16 protein-coding genes and 3 tRNA genes are annotated in these 16414 nt (G+C 40.7%); 18 read left to right on the top strand and 1 reads right to left on the bottom strand.

Annotated features, from left to right (window positions below; all coding sequences use genetic code 11):
- Positions 1 to 66: 66 nt before the first annotated feature.
- The 13 genes from VB083_RS01355 (at position 67) to VB083_RS01295 (ending at position 9396) form a co-directional block, all read left to right on the top strand.
- Positions 67 to 142, top strand: a tRNA-Lys gene (locus VB083_RS01355).
- 4 nt (positions 143 to 146) lie between these two features.
- Positions 147 to 222: transfer RNA gene (locus VB083_RS01350), tRNA-Glu, on the top strand.
- A 14-nt stretch (positions 223 to 236) separates the two neighbouring features.
- Positions 237 to 312 (top strand) — tRNA-Thr (locus VB083_RS01345).
- A gap of 270 nt (positions 313 to 582) precedes the next feature.
- On the top strand, positions 583 to 849 hold the full coding sequence (locus VB083_RS01340) for a helix-turn-helix domain-containing protein (protein ID WP_323401623.1): 267 nt from the start codon (positions 583 to 585) through the stop codon (positions 847 to 849).
- Positions 846 to 1691, top strand: coding sequence for an AAA family ATPase (locus VB083_RS01335; protein ID WP_323401622.1), 846 nt, complete (start codon positions 846 to 848; stop codon positions 1689 to 1691). The genes VB083_RS01340 and VB083_RS01335 overlap by 4 nt, the downstream gene beginning before the upstream one ends.
- Positions 1688 to 2500 (top strand): hypothetical protein, encoded by an 813-nt coding sequence (locus tag VB083_RS01330; RefSeq protein WP_323401621.1) that lies wholly within the window; start codon positions 1688 to 1690, stop codon positions 2498 to 2500. Before VB083_RS01335 ends, VB083_RS01330 begins: the two co-directional genes overlap by 4 nt.
- Positions 2501 to 3662: 1162 nt before the next feature.
- Entirely contained in the window at positions 3663 to 4139 is a 477-nt protein-coding gene (locus tag VB083_RS01325) for a hypothetical protein (protein WP_323401620.1), read from the top strand.
- 21 nt (positions 4140 to 4160) lie between these two features.
- Positions 4161 to 4745 (top strand): hypothetical protein, encoded by a 585-nt coding sequence (locus VB083_RS01320; protein WP_323401619.1) that lies wholly within the window; start codon positions 4161 to 4163, stop codon positions 4743 to 4745.
- Positions 4746 to 4760: 15 nt separating this feature from the next.
- Positions 4761 to 4976: a hypothetical protein gene (locus VB083_RS01315; RefSeq protein WP_323401618.1), complete on the top strand. Its 216-nt coding sequence runs from the start codon at positions 4761 to 4763 to the stop codon at positions 4974 to 4976.
- 27 nt (positions 4977 to 5003) lie between these two features.
- Entirely contained in the window at positions 5004 to 6470 is a 1467-nt protein-coding gene (locus VB083_RS01310; protein WP_323401617.1) for a hypothetical protein, read from the top strand.
- A gap of 43 nt (positions 6471 to 6513) precedes the next feature.
- A complete protein-coding gene (locus VB083_RS01305; protein WP_323401616.1) occupies positions 6514 to 6828 on the top strand; it encodes a hypothetical protein in 315 nt (104 codons plus the stop codon).
- Positions 6829 to 6990: 162 nt separating this feature from the next.
- Complete coding sequence (locus tag VB083_RS01300) at positions 6991 to 8313, top strand: hypothetical protein (RefSeq protein ID WP_323401615.1); 1323 nt, start codon at positions 6991 to 6993, stop codon at positions 8311 to 8313.
- Positions 8314 to 8325: 12 nt separating this feature from the next.
- Positions 8326 to 9396 carry a hypothetical protein gene (locus tag VB083_RS01295; RefSeq protein WP_323401614.1) on the top strand — a complete coding sequence of 357 codons (1071 nt, stop codon included), beginning with the start codon at positions 8326 to 8328 and terminating at the stop codon, positions 9394 to 9396.
- A gap of 433 nt (positions 9397 to 9829) precedes the next feature.
- On the opposite strand, the gene VB083_RS01290 is transcribed toward VB083_RS01295, so the two are convergent.
- Positions 9830 to 11017 (bottom strand): tyrosine-type recombinase/integrase, encoded by a 1188-nt coding sequence (locus VB083_RS01290; RefSeq protein ID WP_323401631.1) that lies wholly within the window; start codon positions 11015 to 11017, stop codon positions 9830 to 9832.
- Between the two features lie 380 nt (positions 11018 to 11397).
- Between VB083_RS01290 and cobC the strand changes: the two genes are divergently transcribed.
- From cobC to VB083_RS01265, 5 genes are all read left to right on the top strand, one after another.
- On the top strand, positions 11398 to 12051 hold the full coding sequence (cobC, locus tag VB083_RS01285; RefSeq protein ID WP_213701287.1) for an alpha-ribazole phosphatase: 654 nt from the start codon (positions 11398 to 11400) through the stop codon (positions 12049 to 12051).
- A gap of 63 nt (positions 12052 to 12114) precedes the next feature.
- Complete coding sequence (locus VB083_RS01280) at positions 12115 to 12705, top strand: sigma-70 family RNA polymerase sigma factor (protein ID WP_213691005.1); 591 nt, start codon at positions 12115 to 12117, stop codon at positions 12703 to 12705.
- Positions 12706 to 12768: 63 nt separating this feature from the next.
- Positions 12769 to 13404, top strand: a complete 636-nt coding sequence (locus VB083_RS01275; RefSeq protein ID WP_213691004.1) for a hypothetical protein — start codon at positions 12769 to 12771, stop codon at positions 13402 to 13404.
- 33 nt (positions 13405 to 13437) lie between these two features.
- Positions 13438 to 15174, top strand: a complete 1737-nt coding sequence (locus VB083_RS01270) for a BamA/OMP85 family outer membrane protein (protein WP_213691003.1) — start codon at positions 13438 to 13440, stop codon at positions 15172 to 15174.
- A complete protein-coding gene (locus VB083_RS01265; protein WP_323401613.1) occupies positions 15152 to 16411 on the top strand; it encodes a hypothetical protein in 1260 nt (419 codons plus the stop codon). The genes VB083_RS01270 and VB083_RS01265 overlap by 23 nt, the downstream gene beginning before the upstream one ends.
- Positions 16412 to 16414 lie beyond the last annotated feature (3 nt).

Raw genomic sequence — 16414 nt, 5'->3', positions numbered from 1 at the left:
GCTTGACTTGCTGCGTTTTTTCTGTAGAATAAACCCTTGCGTAACGGCGGTAACTAGCCGGGGCAAGAGCCGTTAGCTCAGTTGGTAGAGCACCGGACTTTTAATCCGGGCGTCGTGGGTTCGACTCCCACACGGCTCACCATCGCGGTCCCATCGTCCAGAGGTCTAGGACACAGCCCTTTCAAGGCTGCGACACGGGTTCAAATCCCGTTGGGACCGCCATTTTAGTTTACTCTGCCGGTGTAGCTCAGTTGGTAGAGCAGCGCACTCGTAATGCGCAGGTCGGCGGTTCGAGTCCGCCCGCCGGCTCCAGTAATAGCAAGGGTTCCCGAGATTTGCGGGGGCCTTCTTTTTTTACCCAGCATCCATATAGCTTCCATCTTCCAATTTTTACCTCCCTAATTTTAAATATCCGAATAAAATATCTGAAAAATATCCTTTTAAAACTGTTTTTTTATTGCAAGATAAAAAGTCTAAATATTTAGTCTTTTTATTTTCACGTTTTTATGTGTTTTTAGTTGTTACACCCCCCATTTGGCAGACAGGCTTAAGTGTACATCCTAATTTTTTGGAGGTACACCAATGAAAATGGAAAAAGAAAACGAACAGAACTGCGGAATGGAAAAACTTTTTTTGACATCGAAAGAGGCGGCGAAGTATCTCGGAATTTCCGAAGGTTATCTTCGAGTTTGCCGAAGCACGGGGAAAATGGGGCATGTAACACCCCCTCCGTACGTTTTAATTGGCCGTGCAGGGGTCAGGTACGATGTCCGAGCCTTGCGAGCCTGGGCGGCCGAGCTACCCACCTATCACAGCGTTAACGAATACCCCGAAGAGGTATCGATATGACCCTCCCAGCCGTTCTGCCCGTTGTGGATATTTCGAAAGGTCGGAAGCTAGCTTCCATCCCAAGGGATTTCGTTCTCCCCGGCTTGCCTGCGGGGAAACTGGCTGTTATGTCGGCTCCTGGGGGGACCGGGAAATCCTTCTTGCTTTTAGAGTTAGCGTTGGCAGTTGCGTCTGGAGAGCCTGTTATAGCCGGGATAGTACCAGACGCCGCCGGGCCGACTCGTTATATTTCGTTTGAAGAAGATGAGACGGACATTCAGAACCGACTTGTTGCTCTTTTTCAGACTTTTTCTATTTCCCCACCCGTGGAGACTTTTTTTTGCAGTGCATTGGAAGGAGAAAATCTCCCGTTAGTGCAAAATGCAGAAAAAAATGAAGAGGCCGTAAAATATCTAGAAAACATTTGCGAAGGTATGCGACTCGTTATTTTGGACCCCTTATCTAGGCTCCACTCGGCAGACGAAAATTCGAATAGCGAAATGAAAAAAGTCGTGCAAATCTTAATATCGGTAGCCAAAAAAACTCGTTGCGCAATAATCGTTGCTCATCACACTTCAAAATCTGCTGTATTGAACGGCCAAGGGGGTCTCCAGCAAAGCGCCAGGGGGGCTTCGTGCCTTGTGGACGACCCACGTCTCGTTTGCACCTTATCGCGAAGCCAAAACAAAAAATCCCAATATGAAGACGAAGAAAATGACGACCAACGTCTCGTCCTCACATGGGCAAAAATGAACGGATGTCGCCCAATAAAACCTCTGGAACTAGTACGTTTGGAAAGCGGCGTTATCGTTGCCGCAAATGGCGCACAAGACCTATTATATTCAGGAGGGATGTACGAATGACGACAACATCTTGTAATAAAGATAACGTGATAGTGCAGGTACCCCAGCCCCTTATTCATTACCCACCTTTTTTCCCGGCGCAAGTAGCGCAAAAGGGGTTTTCGTGCATGAAAATTAACGAATATGGAGACGTAATAAATATAGAGGCTCCCGAGACCCCCCGAGTTCGAGAATTGTTGGTTTTTTTGGCCGCTTTGACTTTCGTCCAGGACGAAAACAAACCAAAAAATAAAGATGTAGATAGAGTCAAAATGACAATTTCCGGCAAAGAATGGCGGAAAAGAGCAGGATTTGGACGGACAAAAAAAGAAAGAGAGCGCTGGGAACAAAGTATCAAGATTTTATCAAAAATTGCGTACGATATAGAAGTTTCTGGCGCAAAAGATAAGCCCTATAAAAAACGCAATAAGCCGCTCCCATACAATCGCGTTATTTTGGTTGGAATTTTGAACGATATTAAATTCCGAAGAAAAGAAGATATTGTTACATTTACCATCCTAGCTGATTTTGTTCGAAATATCGACGCGACGGGCCTTCGAGTTTCCCTGACCCATTTGCTTTCCCTCTCCGGAAACATCTCGCGCCTGCTTGCATACACTTTCTACGGCCGTCAGGCCTGGCTTGGCACGTGGGAGCAGCTCGCGGCGTTGGCGGGGATTGCAGATTGGGAAGAGATGCGATGGAAGAAAAAAGCCCTGAAAAAGGCGCTTGATGAGTTGTCGGAAAATGGTTTTCAAGTTGCGATTGGCGAAGAAAAAATCAAAATAACAAGAAAAAAAGGATTACTTAGCGGGATTTTAGAAATGTAGAAAAATGTAGATTTCTGGTACAAAACCACATAAAACGCCGTAAAGCCTTGCTATTACTAACTTTTTTGGGGGTGATGTAGATTTCTGCCACAAAAGCGTAGATTTCTGCCACAAAGGTGTAGAATTCTGCCACGCTAAAGCGTTGGGAGGCCTTGCAATCACTCACTTTTTTGTCTCGAAAAATCCTTTAAGTCTTGAAGACTTGAAGGAAATACATAAAAACAAGAACAAAACCCCCATTAACTAGGGGGGTTTTTGTTCGTATATCCTAATATTTTTTAGAGAAGAAAATACCCCCCAACACAAAATAGGGGGGTATGCTTTATACAAAACAACACACGCCCGCCGCGCGCCGCCGCAGCGGAAAGAGGAGCGTGTGTATCCATTTGTTGTCCCTGCGTGCAAGTTATTTTTTTTCGCGTACTAGTTCTCATACAGTTTTTGTCGCGCTATTTTTTACGTTTTTTTAAAAAATGGAAAAAAATAGAGCAACGCCCGCGGGCGAAAGCAAAAATCTTCTATTTTGCGTCCCCGCGGGCTATATATATATATAAAATACAAAAACAAGAATAAACAGAGCTACGCTCTGTCTATACTATCTATCTATACATACATACACGCTTATTTTTTCTCGATTTTAAGAAAATCTTCGAAAAAAAGACTCCTATATGTACATATTCTATATATTTATATATCTATATATATGTTTTTTAGAAATATATATATAGGCTTTGTATGCACTAAAGAGATAAAGTAAGGGGGTCGCTCAAGCTCTATCCTTTTGTGAAAAGGTTCACTCATATGTATATTTTAGATATTTATTTTTTTAAAAAAAGAAAAAACAAGACATAAAACCCTCATTTTTATCTTCTCCTTTTTTTACATTTTATGTTTTTATGGGTCTTAAGACCTATATAAACCTGCCTAAATATTTCTGGGAGAGCACCATTTCGCGTCAAAACTTTTTAAATCCTCGTTTGGGTAAATACATACCCCCCTCTCTCAAACGCTCCACACGTCCACGTATTTTTTTGGATAAAAAGTCTAAATATTTAGACTTATATATTCCTTCCTTTTTTTGTTTTGTTTTTTAATCCCCGCTATACTTTATGTAACAAACAAATTATAGCAAATTCTTAATTATATCACAGGGAGGGGGCACATGCCATATCAATTTTTTAAAATTGGATTTTTTTCTGGGATATTTTTTTCATTTTTTCTCTTCCAAATTTTGCGACGGATATCTGTCTTTTTCGCGAAAAAATGTAGGGAAAAAAGAAAGAAAAAACAAGCAGAAAAAGAAAAAGACATTCAAAAAAATGGGAGATGGACTCGCAAAAATAATGCGGAGGAAATTAAAAATGCTATAGAGCTAGCAGTTGCAGGCGTTCCTGACCTTTCTATTTTCAGAAGCCGTCTCGAAAAAATGGGAATTTTGACAATTTTTGTGCCAGAAAACGCAAAATCAAAATGTGTCGTCGACGGAATTTCAGGAATTATTTTCAGAAAAATCGGGACAGAAGAAGAAATTTCAGGCAGCTCAATCGGGTGGCGTTGGAAATGGCTCCGGAAACATGTCGCAAAAGTCGATATTGACGTCACTTCAGAAAAATTTAATCGGGAAATTAATTATTTTTAATAATAAATGGAGGACATAAAAATGCAGAAAAAAACGTGGAAAATAATAGCCCCAATACAGGGATGGAAAGGCGAAAATATTGATGAACACTGGTTTTTCGTTCAGGAAGAAAAAAAATTTTACATTGAAAAATTTAAAAAAATTAAAGCAAGTGATTATATTTTTTCGTTAATTTTAAAAAATTCTGAAAACGAGATGGAAATAATTAATTTTTGTCAGAAAAAATGGAAGAATACCCATATAGGTATATTGTATGACGAACCTTTTTCTTTTGCCTTTGCGCGGGCGGGGATAGAAGTATGTGTGTCTCCTATTTTTTCCGGATTTTTGCTCGCTGAAAAAATGAAAAATGAAAACGTGATTAAAATACATGACCAAGATGGCATTCTATGCACTCGCGGAAATATTTTTGTCACAGAAGAATATTTTTGGAATCGTTTGAAAAGTTTTGACAATCCAGAATATTTGGGGTACCACAAAAAATGGGGACAAAAAAACGGTGCGAATATAGGAGAAATATTTATTTTTTCGAACTTTTTAAATCGAGAAAATTTTTCGAGTTTTACGCAAAAATTTCTCAAAAAATTAAAAATGGGAAAAATCTAGGAGGGGGAAAATAAAATGACTGAATTTGTTGGACTTGTGCAAATCGCAACAAAAATTCTGAATGTACTGGGAATTCTCGTCGCCGCGGGAAATTTCGTCATTGCGGGGGTTTTTATGTGTGTGCGACACGATACGGCCGAGGCAGGCGTAACGCTGTATACGGCGGCGTGTACGGCATTTTACGTCGCCACCGGGAGCACGCTTATTTGGATTTTTTTAAATCAACTTTAAATTTTGATTAAAAAGGAGATGAAAAACATGAGGAAAAACATATATATATGTTTATTTTTATTCTTTTTTCTACTTGTGTCGGGCGCGGCGGCGGCAGAAGAATTTGAAAAATATGAATCTGATATTAAATCGGGATTAAAATTGGATGAAATGGTAAAGAATAATGTGGAACAATTCTGGAAAGACGCGCAAGACCCATACGACTATATGTATTTCGGAGCGACACAAAAAGAAGGCGGCCAAAACGCATGGCGACCTGACCACGCCAATATAGGCAGCCTTTCCGGCGGACAGTGGCCTGTTTTGCGGACTGTTATTTTTGGTGCCGAAAATATACAGGAGTGTATAGATTTTGTGTCCAGTGCGGAATTTGCGGGAATTTTCAAGCATTATCAAATTCAAACCCAAAAAATGATAGAGAGAAGTAACATGACGGGCACAGACGACGCCCTGTCCGGAACTGACGTAGTTATGGCGGGTATGCGGGCCGAAGCCGAAAAATCTTCGAAAGAAGAAATTTCTAGAAAATTTAATAATTTCAAAAAAATGGGAGATGGACTCGCAAAAATAGCGGAGACAGCGGGCGTTTTTTCGGGGAAAGATGGAAAAACCCTCGCGAAAATAGCCCAAAATATAGGGCTTATATTACTTTTTTACTTTGCCGTCGTACGTATACTCTGGTGGGGTACACACAATATGATTTCTGAAATGAAAAATAATTTCGTAAATTCAGAAATGATTCTGGTCCCCATACAAATCGCGCTCAAAGCCGCTATTCTAGGGCTCTTTATCGCGCATTCAGGAGACATTTTAATTTTTTGTGTACAAATAGTCGACAGTATCACGAAAGTGATAACTCAGGCGACGGGGGGGGACTCCGTTTTCGTGCATGCCAGCGCGTTGGTGGACGCGAAAGTGGCCATGCTCCCCAGCGGATGGACGGGGAAATGGTCGAGCATAGTATGTCGTACAGTTTTGCAAATTTGTGTTAGCGCAACATATATTTTTACGCAAATTGCGCTAATTATTATGATAATTCTGGCTGACATCGGCCTCGGACTTCTCGCTATCCTCGCTCCCGTCGTTCTAGCTTTTTCGATTTTGCCCTCGTTCGAGAATACCCCCTCGACCGTTCTGAAGAAAATTTTTGAATTTTTATTTTATATACCAATCGCGAATGTATACTGTCTCATTCTCATAGTCCTATTATATGCCAGTATGGATTCAGGATTATTAACTTTCGTTATAATTGGCGCGGCGTATATTTTGGGGGCGTTTGCGCTTCCTTCCGTTATTTCCAGCCTGATTGGGGCGGCGTCGGACGGCTTTTCGGCAGGTATGACACAAATAGGAAGTCGAATTTCGGGCGGGCTGGTCGCTACGGCTGGAGTGACACGGGGATTTGTGCGGCACGTCGCCGGAAAAAATGCATCGAAAAAAGGTGTAGCGGTATTGCAAAATGTGGCCGACCCCATCGCGCCCACCCAGAAATAAGGAGCGAATAAAAATGCAGAAAGAAAAAACAAAACTCGAAAAAATGATAGAGAAAAAAAATCGGCTCGAAGCCGATATAAAAATTCTAGAAAAAAAAGAAAAAGAAAAAGACAGAAAACGCGAAACCCGAAAGAAAATCTTGACAGGGGGAGTCGCGAGAAGTTTTCTGGGAGAAAATTTTGACCCTCTTGGAAATTTTTTAATTTTGCAAGACGAGAAATTTAAAAAAATGAAACGCGAAAAAAAATATGAGGAATTGAAAAAAATAAAAAAGGAAAATGTCAATGCGCTTCTGAAATGTATCTTTTCAGAAATCCAAAACCAAAAATCACAAAATCAAAATGGAAGGGGAGAATAGCTTCTCCCCCCTCCCACATTCTTTAAAAAGGGATGAGGGCACAAAACCGGGTTGAGCATAGCTCAACCATAAAAAAACAACAACACACATGGGGGTTCCCCCCATCCCCCCCAAAAAACTAGTACCCTTTACGTATTTTTTTTAAAAAGAGGTGGAAAAAAAATGAAAATCAAATGGCGGATTTCGAATAATTTTACGGGCGTTTGCGCGGGCCGAAAAGATTACGCGAAGGCGGCGGCCCACCTGAAATACATCACGCGCGCAAAGGAATGTCTCGAATTCGAGCATATTTCCAGAAATTTTGAAAATTTAAAAATTTTGAGCGACCGATACGAAATTTCCCGAAAATGGACAGAAATATCCTGTGTCGAAACGGGAATTTCGAAAGAAAAAGATTTCGAGAAAATGCGCACACGAAAAGACGCGAAGATTGCCGAAAAATTTAACGTACCGCTACCAAACGACATTTTTGAAAATTGCGACGATGAAGAGCGAAAAAATGTCTGTAGAAAAATCGCATATGCGGTAGCGGGAGATAGCGCGGATTTTTCCTACGCGCTACATCAAGGGAAAAAAGAAGGGCAAACACAAAATCTTCATCTCCATATTATTTTTCGTACGCGAAAAAAAAATGGGAAAAAGCCTGATTTTTCAAAACTCGAAAAAATAGAAGAAATGGAAAAAATGCGGGAAAAAATAGCGGAAGTGTTGCGGGAGCAGGGATACGACGCTACCACGGAAAAACGGAAAGACCGGCCGGACACGAAAAAAATAAATGGGCAAAAATGGGAAATGTGGAGAAAAGGAAAGCTAAGAAACCCTCGAGACGTGCGGGCATGCAAATATTTGGAAGCGCGGCGGAAATATTCCAACGAAAATCAAAAAATAGCATATTTGGCCGCGAGACAATTTTTCGGGGAGGAAGAGGGAAAACTCCCAGAGAAATGGGGAATTGTAGAGCGCGTCGCGAAAAATTCTAGAAAAAAAAGAAAAACTCTGACCATCGTAGATTTGCAAACGGGGAAAAGCTATGCGTTACGCCGCCTTTTGGGCGTGTCGGAAATGGAAATTCGAGAAAAAATACAGAAAAAAATCCAAAAAATGAAAGAAACAGAAATAGAAATGCGCGAAAACGAAGCCGAAAAAGCTATGGAGGAGCGGGAAAAGCGGTACGAAAGAGGAAAATATCGGCAGATAAAGGGGCCGGGGGTATGTGTACGTGCATACGCGAATGGAGAGATAGATATTATGTCAGCTTCAGAAGTGTTCGTTCGAAAAATATATATACATACAGACACCCCCATTTCGGACGATGAATTAAAAATTCTGGCGGAAAAAGCGATAAAAAATCTAAAACGCGAAAAATGGGAAGAAAAAATAAAAATAAACGGGAGAGAAATAACGATAGGAACAGAAAAAGAGCGGAAAAAGGAGAAAAAGCCGGAAAAAGAGAAATATATTCCGGAAATGCAAATTCCATTATAGGGGGAAAATAAAATGACAAATACAGATTATTTGGAATATATTTTCAATTTGCTGAATGCTGATGAATACTCGATTCGTGGATGGGAGGGGCAGACAGACGCGAAAGATATTTTAGGTGGTTACACAGAAATTTTGAAATGGGGGGAAGAAAATCGACAAAATTGTATTATCATTCCTCACTCTTCCATTTTTCGTTATTTTTATGCATATTTTGCCACAAAAAAAGATTTTCAAAATATGCAGGAACAAACCCTGGGCGGGTATCATCCCACCTTGTATGGGGTATATGCCTCGCCTGACACTCATTTTTCACCACTTTTTGTCCAGAAAATTGCAAATCCCGAAGGAGAGGGGGAATATTCGCCCGCGGGAGATTATTATTTTAGCGTTATGAGGTGTGGCAGGGAGCCTGGGAATGAGGAAAAGGCATATTTGGCCGCGCGGCACGACATTTCTTCGAATTTTGGCGTTCCTCCAGCGTTATTTTCGCTCAAAAACGATGAAGAATGGGGATTTTTCCTTCCCGGCTCGCAGGTTTTTTCAGACTTTTTTTTAGGGGAAGGAAAATCTAAAAAAATAGAAAAATATTATGCGGCCAAAAAGGAAGAAGGAAATATATGTATGCACTGCCACGCCATATATCAAGATTTTTGTTGCACATTTCCTCCGGATACGCGGGGATTTTTCGAAAAATCTGAAGTGGAGAAAGGGGAAGAAAAGTCAGGCGTTGCAACGGTTTCCGACCTTTCAGACGACATAGAAAAAATAATAGAAAGTATCTATTTTCTATATTTAGAAAATTCACTTCCGCTGGCGCGGGCGGACGAAAAAATTATTAAGATATTGATTTTGGCGGGAAAAACTATTGTAAAAATTAAAGATATATTAATAAAACTTTCGCCAAATATAAAAAAAATGGATATGTCAGCCCAAAAAAACGACGAGTATATCAACTTTAAAATCATCAAGGTGGCGAAAGAAATGGAAAAAGAAGAATTGGAAAAAGAAATACAAAAAATATCGGGGCTGGAAATCCCAGGAGAAAAGGAAGACGAAGACGAAGAAATTGAATTGATTTATTAACCTTTTTTTCACTTTTTCGCAAAAAATGCGAAAAGTGTCCCCAAAGCGCAAGCATACTTGCTTCTTTGGGGTCGTTGGGAGTCGTTGCAATCACTCACTTTTTTGGGGGGTTGGGGTATTTCGATACGGTATTTGCATTTTGGAAGTGTATTTTTTCGGGTTAAGAAAGGAAATTTAGGAGGGGGGAGTTCTTTCCCCCCTTTTTTATTCGTTTAATTTTTTTCTATTATTTTTTCTATTTTTCTAAAAAAAGCTAATGCGGAGAAAATGTAGTCTTCTTGCCATCCGTTTTCCATCGTCATATATTGTTGCATTAGAAACCCAAAGAAATGGAAGTGGAACAATTCTGGGAGCCGACCCTTTAATTGTCTTTCTTTCCGCTGGCGCGGCGCGGCGGCGGCGGTGTGGTGCCTCTATACATATTTAAGGGGGATTATTTCCCCTTATTTTTTGAGTAGAGTTCTGAAAGTTTTTCTGTAGCTAAATTTATGTGTTGTGGGGATAAATGTGCATAAATTTGTGTCATTTTCAGGTCTGTATGGCACATTAATTTTTTGACGGTCAAAATATCAACGCCCTGCATAACAAGCTGACTTGCAAAATCGTGACGCATATCGTGCCATCGAAAATTTTTTATGTTAGCTCTTTTTAAGAGCGTTTCCCAAGGATTTTTTATGTCGCCTAAATGCCCTTCAGGAGTATCGCCGGGGAAAATATATCCGTCAGAAGGATTTTTAGACCTCTTTTTCCAGTCCGCCAACGCTTCCAAAGCGACGCTATTCAAAGGAACTGTATGTGTTTTTCCCCCTTTCATAATTTGGGCGGGCAAAAATAGTGTTTTCCTCTCCCAGTCGACATATTCCCATTTCAGGCGCAATAACGTTCCTTTGCGAACACCGGTGTTGAGACTTAAAAGAACTGCACACCGCAAATAGTCTTTTTCTTCTCCGTCCCTTTTTTCGAGGGCAGTTAGAAGGCGTTCTCGTTCGTCTGGTTCCAGGTATCGTATTCGGTGGTTATTATCCGATTCTTTTAGCATTTCCACGTTGCTTTTTAAGGGATTTTGGGAAATATGCCCCTCCCGCATTGCCCAGGAAAACATTCCCTTAAACAGCGCAAGCCGCCGATTGACAGTTTGAGGGGCTAGACTTTTTCCGGTCTTTTCATTTTTGCAGTTTTGTTTCCATTTAGTAACATCATTTGAAGTTATTTCTTCCGCAACGATGGGGTATAATTTCGAGAAACTTCTTAGCATTATTAGCGTTTGCCTTACACTTTTTCGATGAATTTTAAGCCAGGGGACATAAAGATTGACAATTTCTCCTATCGTCAGTCTTTCTCGCATCTTTTTTTCGATTTGTGTGGGGTCTTCCCCGTCGTTCCGTACACTTACTCGAATTTTTTGTGCGAGCTCCCGTGCTTGCGTCACTGTTAGCTCGTTTGTATAGCCCAATCGCCGCTGAACACGTTTGCCGGTATAGGAATTTCTGTAGTCGACGTAAAAGCTTTTTGAACCAGAGGGTTCAATCCTCACGATTAGCCCTGTAGTTTCGGTATCGCTAAGAGAATATCTTTTTTCTTTAGCTTGGCTTTTCAGGATTAAGGTATTGGTTAGTTTTATTTTCAGTTTTAATTCCCCCTTTCAGCTTCCCAGCTTCCATATAGCTTCCAACAAAATAATACAAGCAATAACAAACAAATACAAGGATAACATTAAGGCAACATAACCACCTACTATTTGCAAGGCTTACGGAGTTTGGAGCCAGTATTCATGCATACTTACAGAATACGTCGAAAGCACTCGTAATGCGCAGGTCGGCGGTTCGAGTCCGCCCGCCGGCTCCAGCTTAATAAATGAAAAGCGAGAGGCTTTGTGTTTTTCTTTCTGAAAGGAAAAGCGCAAGGCCTCTTTTATTATTCCATTTGAAAAATGATGAATTCTGCATAATATGCGAAGGCACGATATAATTGCAGAGAATGCGCTAGTAAAGGAGATTGTGAATGGTTTTGAAACAGATATTATTTATTCGCCACGGACAAACTGATTGGAATAATGAAATGCGGTATCAAGGGCAAAGTGATGTCCCTCTTAACGCAGAAGGATTGGAACAAGCCGATCGTCTCTCTCTTCGTTTATGCTCGTGTTTTCAAGCTGACCTTATAATAACAAGCCCTCTGTGTCGTGCTCATAGAACAGCGGAAATTATTGCGATGCGGCAGAAAAAAGACCAAATTCTTGTACGTGAGGATTTAAAGGAAATTGGTTTTGGGAAATGGGAAGGTCTTACTGTCTCCGAGGTAAAAAAACGTTTTCCCGATGAACATGATCAATGGAGAAAAGATCCTTCTACAGTGATTCCTGGGGATGGTGAATCTTTTGAGGCCGTTCGTTTAAGGGTAGCGAGTGTCCTTGAAGAAATCTTACAAAGAGATGAAGAACAAATAATGGTTGTTGCCCATGGGGGAGCAATTCGCACGGCTCTTGTTGATTTGTTAAAAGTGAATTCCTCATTAGTATGGCACATGCGCCTTGATAATTGTTCGATCTCTTCGGTGCATGTTTTTCAAAGTACGATAATGCTGGCATTTTTAAATGATGCGACTCATCTTTACGTACCTAAAGAATTTATTCGTTATATACCTCTTTCTTCTTAGACAATCGTAAGCCAAACTGATAGAATTTTCATAGTTTTGTTTGCGCTATAAGGGGGGATAGGGTTGAGTGTAGATTATGAAAAGAAGCAGGACGAAGTACGACTTTCTCCAGAAAGGGAAAAAGAACTCTGGGCTTCCTGCCGCACAGACGATTGTGCCCGTGAAGAATTGATAGTATCTTATAGACCCCTCGTTTTTTGGCTTGCTCAAAAATTTCATGTTTCTCCGTCTATCTATCCAGATTTAGTCCAGGAGGGTATGGTTGCCCTTATTAAGGCAGTTGATAAATTCGAACCTGAGCGTCAACTTAAATTTACGACATATGCTTTTTACCGTATTAAGGGGCAAATGGTTAATTATTTACAACGTAGCGAGGCTAAGGCTCCCCTTCCTGTCGACGATGAGGAAATGTGTATATCAGACGATTTCTCTTGTGATTCATACGATTTATTTCTTACGTTGTCTCAAGAAATAGAAAAGCTTCCTAATCGGGAAGCAGAAGTGGTTTCGGAGATGTTTTTCAAGGGGCATGAGGCAAAAGAAGTAGCAAAAGATCAAGGGATTGATGTAAGTCATGTATATAGGCTTAAACGCAGCGCTATAGCTCGTCTTAAGAGTTGGATTTTTCCTGATCATACCACTAAAAAAGCGTAATAGGTGATAACTATTAGAGAAGGTATGTAGAAAGAAAAGGTACCCTTCCAGGAGTGATCTGTTGTGGAAAAGCGTATTAGCCGAGTTATGCGATGGCTTGAGAGATGTATGTATGCCACAAAAAGCAAATCGTGGCATAATGCCTTGACGGAAATGGAATGCGCCAGAGCTGAGTTGGAAGAAGCTAGGAAAGAGCTTTGGCAACTAGCTGAAACACAAGGTCAAGAGCAAAAGAACAAGGGGATAGTGGTGTTAAGTCGTGTTGCCACTCTTACTGTTCTTTTCCTCTGTGTTTTGTCTGTTCCTTTGTCTGTTTCTCAAAGTAATGATTCCCAAAAGTATGTAGCAAAAAAAGAGTTTTCCTTAGAATGGGTTACTTCAGATGAACGGGCGGTATTAGCTGGTTTACGTAAAAGCCTGAGCGAAAGTAATATTGAAGCGTTACGTAACAGAGAGGAAGGATATAAAAATGAACGAGATTCTCTACCTATATCTTCAGTTGCGATGACGACAGACGTAAAACAAGCTAAGGAAATGCCAATAGAAAAAAAAGAACTCCAGAACAAAAAGAGTGTGGCAAAAGAAGATCAACAAGTTGGTAATGCAAACGAAACTCTAGAACGACTTTTAACGTTGCTCCAAATAGGGCAAAGTGCATTACGTGAACAAGGACCTGCTATAATTATAAATCGGCAGTAAAAAACTTCACCTTCCTGGAAGGAGAGATTACGTGTGAAACGGCCAGTACTTATTTCAATAATATGTTTCCTTTTTATGTTTTTTATGATTCAGGGAGGTTGGGCACAAGATCTCCAGGTAGTTTCTAGAAATGTTAAAGGAAATGAACATGTAGTATCAGAACATATTCTTTCGACCGTAGGAACCAAGATTGGAGAGACTTTGAATCGAGAGCAACTTCAAAAAGATGTGGAAGCCATTTATGAATTAGGATTCTTTTCTTTTGTGGATGTTGAACTTACACCTGAAGCAGGTGGTGTTGCTGTTACATATGTAGTGAAAGAAAATCCAGTTATAGAAAAGATTGAGATTTCTGGAAATACCATCTATAGCGATGAAGATTTGATGAAACTGGTTTTTACAACCCCGGGAACTGTCTTCAATCGTGTCTTTTTTAGGCATGATCTAGAAAGAATTCAGGAAAAGTATCAAAAAGATGGCTACGTAATGATGAGAGTTGCTGATGTCCAGGTAGAAAATGGTATTATAAACGTTCAGATTATGGAACCTATCGTTGGGGATATTATTATTCAGGGAAATACGAAGACGAAACGTTATGTAATTGAACGCCAAATAAAGGTTAAAAAGGGAGATCTTTTTAACGCTACAGTACTTCGCCATTCAATTAATAAGTTACAGCAACTTGGATATTTTGAAGATGTAAATGTCGGATTTGAACCGGGAGACACACCTCTCGCTACTAATATAGTTGTGACGGTTGAAGAAAAAAAGACGGCTTCAGTAGGGCTTTCCATTAGTCATGGTACAGAAAGTGGATGGTCCGGGGGACTCTCTTACGGAGATATAAACTGGAAGGGTAGAGGGCATAAGGCCGAGATTGGTTTTGAAACAGGTGACAACGAACAGTATTGGTTGACATACATAGAGCCGTATATGGATGAAACGCACTATTCGTGGAAAGTTGGCGCTTATAAGCGAGTTTGGGAAGAGCGCGGTTACTATCGCAGTGGAGATAAACGTCTTGAATACGATGAGGAGCGAGTGGGATTTTATTTCGGTGCCGGTAAAAAATTTACCCACGATCCTCGTTTGAGTTGGTTCCTAACTCTTGATTGGCATGATGTAGATGTTTATAACATTAAAAAAACTTCTTTAGGTACACAGGAAGATATTGATGATTTGACAAAGGGTACAACCTTTGCCGCTATTGGAACATTGACAAGAAGCACCCTTGATGAATACTTGAGCTATCCCAAAGGTGATGTTATAGACTTAAACGTTGAACATGCCTTGGATTTCTTGGGAGCTGACTGGACCTATACTAAATACTGGTTGCAAGGACGATATTATGTTCCTCTTTTAGGACTTAACGATTTCTTGGATATGAATTTGGGGAAAGAAGATAATCCTCCAATTTTGGCAGCTCGTATAAAAGCTGGTTTTTCCTCTGGAACCCTCCCATCTGCTGAACGTTTCTCCATTGGAGGATCTAACTCTTTGCGTGGATATGATGGTGGAGAGTTTGAAGGAGACGAAATGTTTTTAGCAAATGTGGAGGCACGACTTCCCATAGAAAATGCTTTTGGCTTTGTCCTCTTTTACGATGCAGGAAACGCTTGGAGAGATGATAAAAACTTCAGTCTTTCTGATCTTCACGATTCCTGGGGGGTCGGTGTAAGAGTAAAAACCCCTATAGGTAATCTGCGACTTGATTATGCTAAGGGAGACGAGGAAAATAAGACTCACTTTGGGTTCGGTGAACTTTTCTAAAGAAAAAAGGGTTGTAGCCGCTCTCTTTTTGGCTGCAACCCTGCTTTTTATTTCTTTCCCCTTGTACGGGGCTGTTCGTATTGAGGGAATGCCGAAATGGATGGCTGAAAGTGCTGAAAAAAGCCTCAATGCGGTTTGGAATGAAATGGATAGAACCATACCGCTTGCTGAGCGTTTTTCTATGTTGGTTCTTGTTGGGAATAGGTTGCTTTCAGGATATACTATTGAAACGCCTCACTATTCTGATGGTGATGTAATTGTTAGGGCTCTGGCGGAGGATTTTCCCCAGTGGCGTATCGAATTGAACAATCCCTCTCTTCCTTTTCCAGCCAATACGTGGTTTAAAGATGATACGAGACAGTTCCCTGATCTTGTTCATATATGTTTGGAGAATGTACCTGTTAGAGCATTAGCGTGGGCAGATATGGCTTTGAGGCGGGAAATAGAGGCGATAACGAAAGAACATGTTCCTGGCTGGGATATTTCAATTCTTGTCGAATTGGCAGAAGGTGCGAACTCTCCAGTTTTAAGAATTTCCTTTGTTCCTGAACAACCTTTAGTTCTGGCCGTTACTCCTTCAGTTCAGTCAGGGTCGTTGCCTGTTGCTTTTCAAACAGATTTGAAAGATAATTTGCAGTCGGGACTTTTTCCTGTTATTGGATTACCTGTAAATTGGGTTGATTACCACAAGAGAGATATTGAGATATTGGCAGAGCAATCTCTTGCTGATAGAAATATCATCGAAAATTCTAAAGCAAAAGTGGACGTTTCGTTTCGACCGTCTCAAATTTCTCGTGCTGATGCGCGAGTAGAAAGCTCTCGATATACGATTCAGGCATGGGCTGCTGCTTACGGAGGAACGGACGATAGGTATCCGGAATTGGGGCTTCATGTCGGACGTAAAGCTTTACCTATGAGCGGATGGAATGTGGAACTTTACGGTGAATGGATACTTTCAACTAACGATTTTGATCTTGAAAGTCGTTGGGGAGCCCGATGGAAGATTCATTCCCGCATATTGCTAGGAGCCGAAATTGCTTATCCAGGAGAAGAACTATGGTGGCGATTTTGGTTTACTGGTCACGTTAAACAGCCCTATGTATGGTGGCGGTATAGTGAAAATAGTAAAAGCAACATGGGTATAGGCTATCGTATAAATGAGTTCTTATCCATTGAATTGCATTATGATGAGCGCGATGATGATCAATGGAGTATCCGCGCGGTCGGAAATTTGTAGGGG

This window comes from Aminobacterium sp., from assembly GCF_034926885.1.
Classification (GTDB): Bacteria; Synergistota; Synergistia; order Synergistales; family Aminobacteriaceae; genus Aminobacterium.
The sequence above is the reverse complement of the archived record's forward strand: the minus strand, read 5'-3'. Positions and strand labels throughout refer to the sequence as shown.

What these genes read in the sequence shown, in the direction of transcription:
- VB083_RS01340 (WP_323401623.1), top strand. Translation starts at nt 583, where the DNA reads ATGAAAATGGAAAAAGAAAACGAACAGAACTGCGGAATGGAAAAACTT.
- VB083_RS01335 (WP_323401622.1), top strand. Translation starts at nt 846, where the DNA reads ATGACCCTCCCAGCCGTTCTGCCCGTTGTGGATATTTCGAAAGGTCGG.
- VB083_RS01330 (WP_323401621.1), top strand. Translation starts at nt 1,688, where the DNA reads ATGACGACAACATCTTGTAATAAAGATAACGTGATAGTGCAGGTACCC.
- VB083_RS01325 (WP_323401620.1), top strand. Translation starts at nt 3,663, where the DNA reads ATGCCATATCAATTTTTTAAAATTGGATTTTTTTCTGGGATATTTTTT.
- VB083_RS01320 (WP_323401619.1), top strand. Translation starts at nt 4,161, where the DNA reads ATGCAGAAAAAAACGTGGAAAATAATAGCCCCAATACAGGGATGGAAA.
- VB083_RS01315 (WP_323401618.1), top strand. Translation starts at nt 4,761, where the DNA reads ATGACTGAATTTGTTGGACTTGTGCAAATCGCAACAAAAATTCTGAAT.
- VB083_RS01310 (WP_323401617.1), top strand. Translation starts at nt 5,004, where the DNA reads ATGAGGAAAAACATATATATATGTTTATTTTTATTCTTTTTTCTACTT.
- VB083_RS01305 (WP_323401616.1), top strand. Translation starts at nt 6,514, where the DNA reads ATGATAGAGAAAAAAAATCGGCTCGAAGCCGATATAAAAATTCTAGAA.
- VB083_RS01300 (WP_323401615.1), top strand. Translation starts at nt 6,991, where the DNA reads ATGAAAATCAAATGGCGGATTTCGAATAATTTTACGGGCGTTTGCGCG.
- VB083_RS01295 (WP_323401614.1), top strand. Translation starts at nt 8,326, where the DNA reads ATGACAAATACAGATTATTTGGAATATATTTTCAATTTGCTGAATGCT.
- cobC (WP_213701287.1), top strand. Translation starts at nt 11,398, where the DNA reads ATGGTTTTGAAACAGATATTATTTATTCGCCACGGACAAACTGATTGG.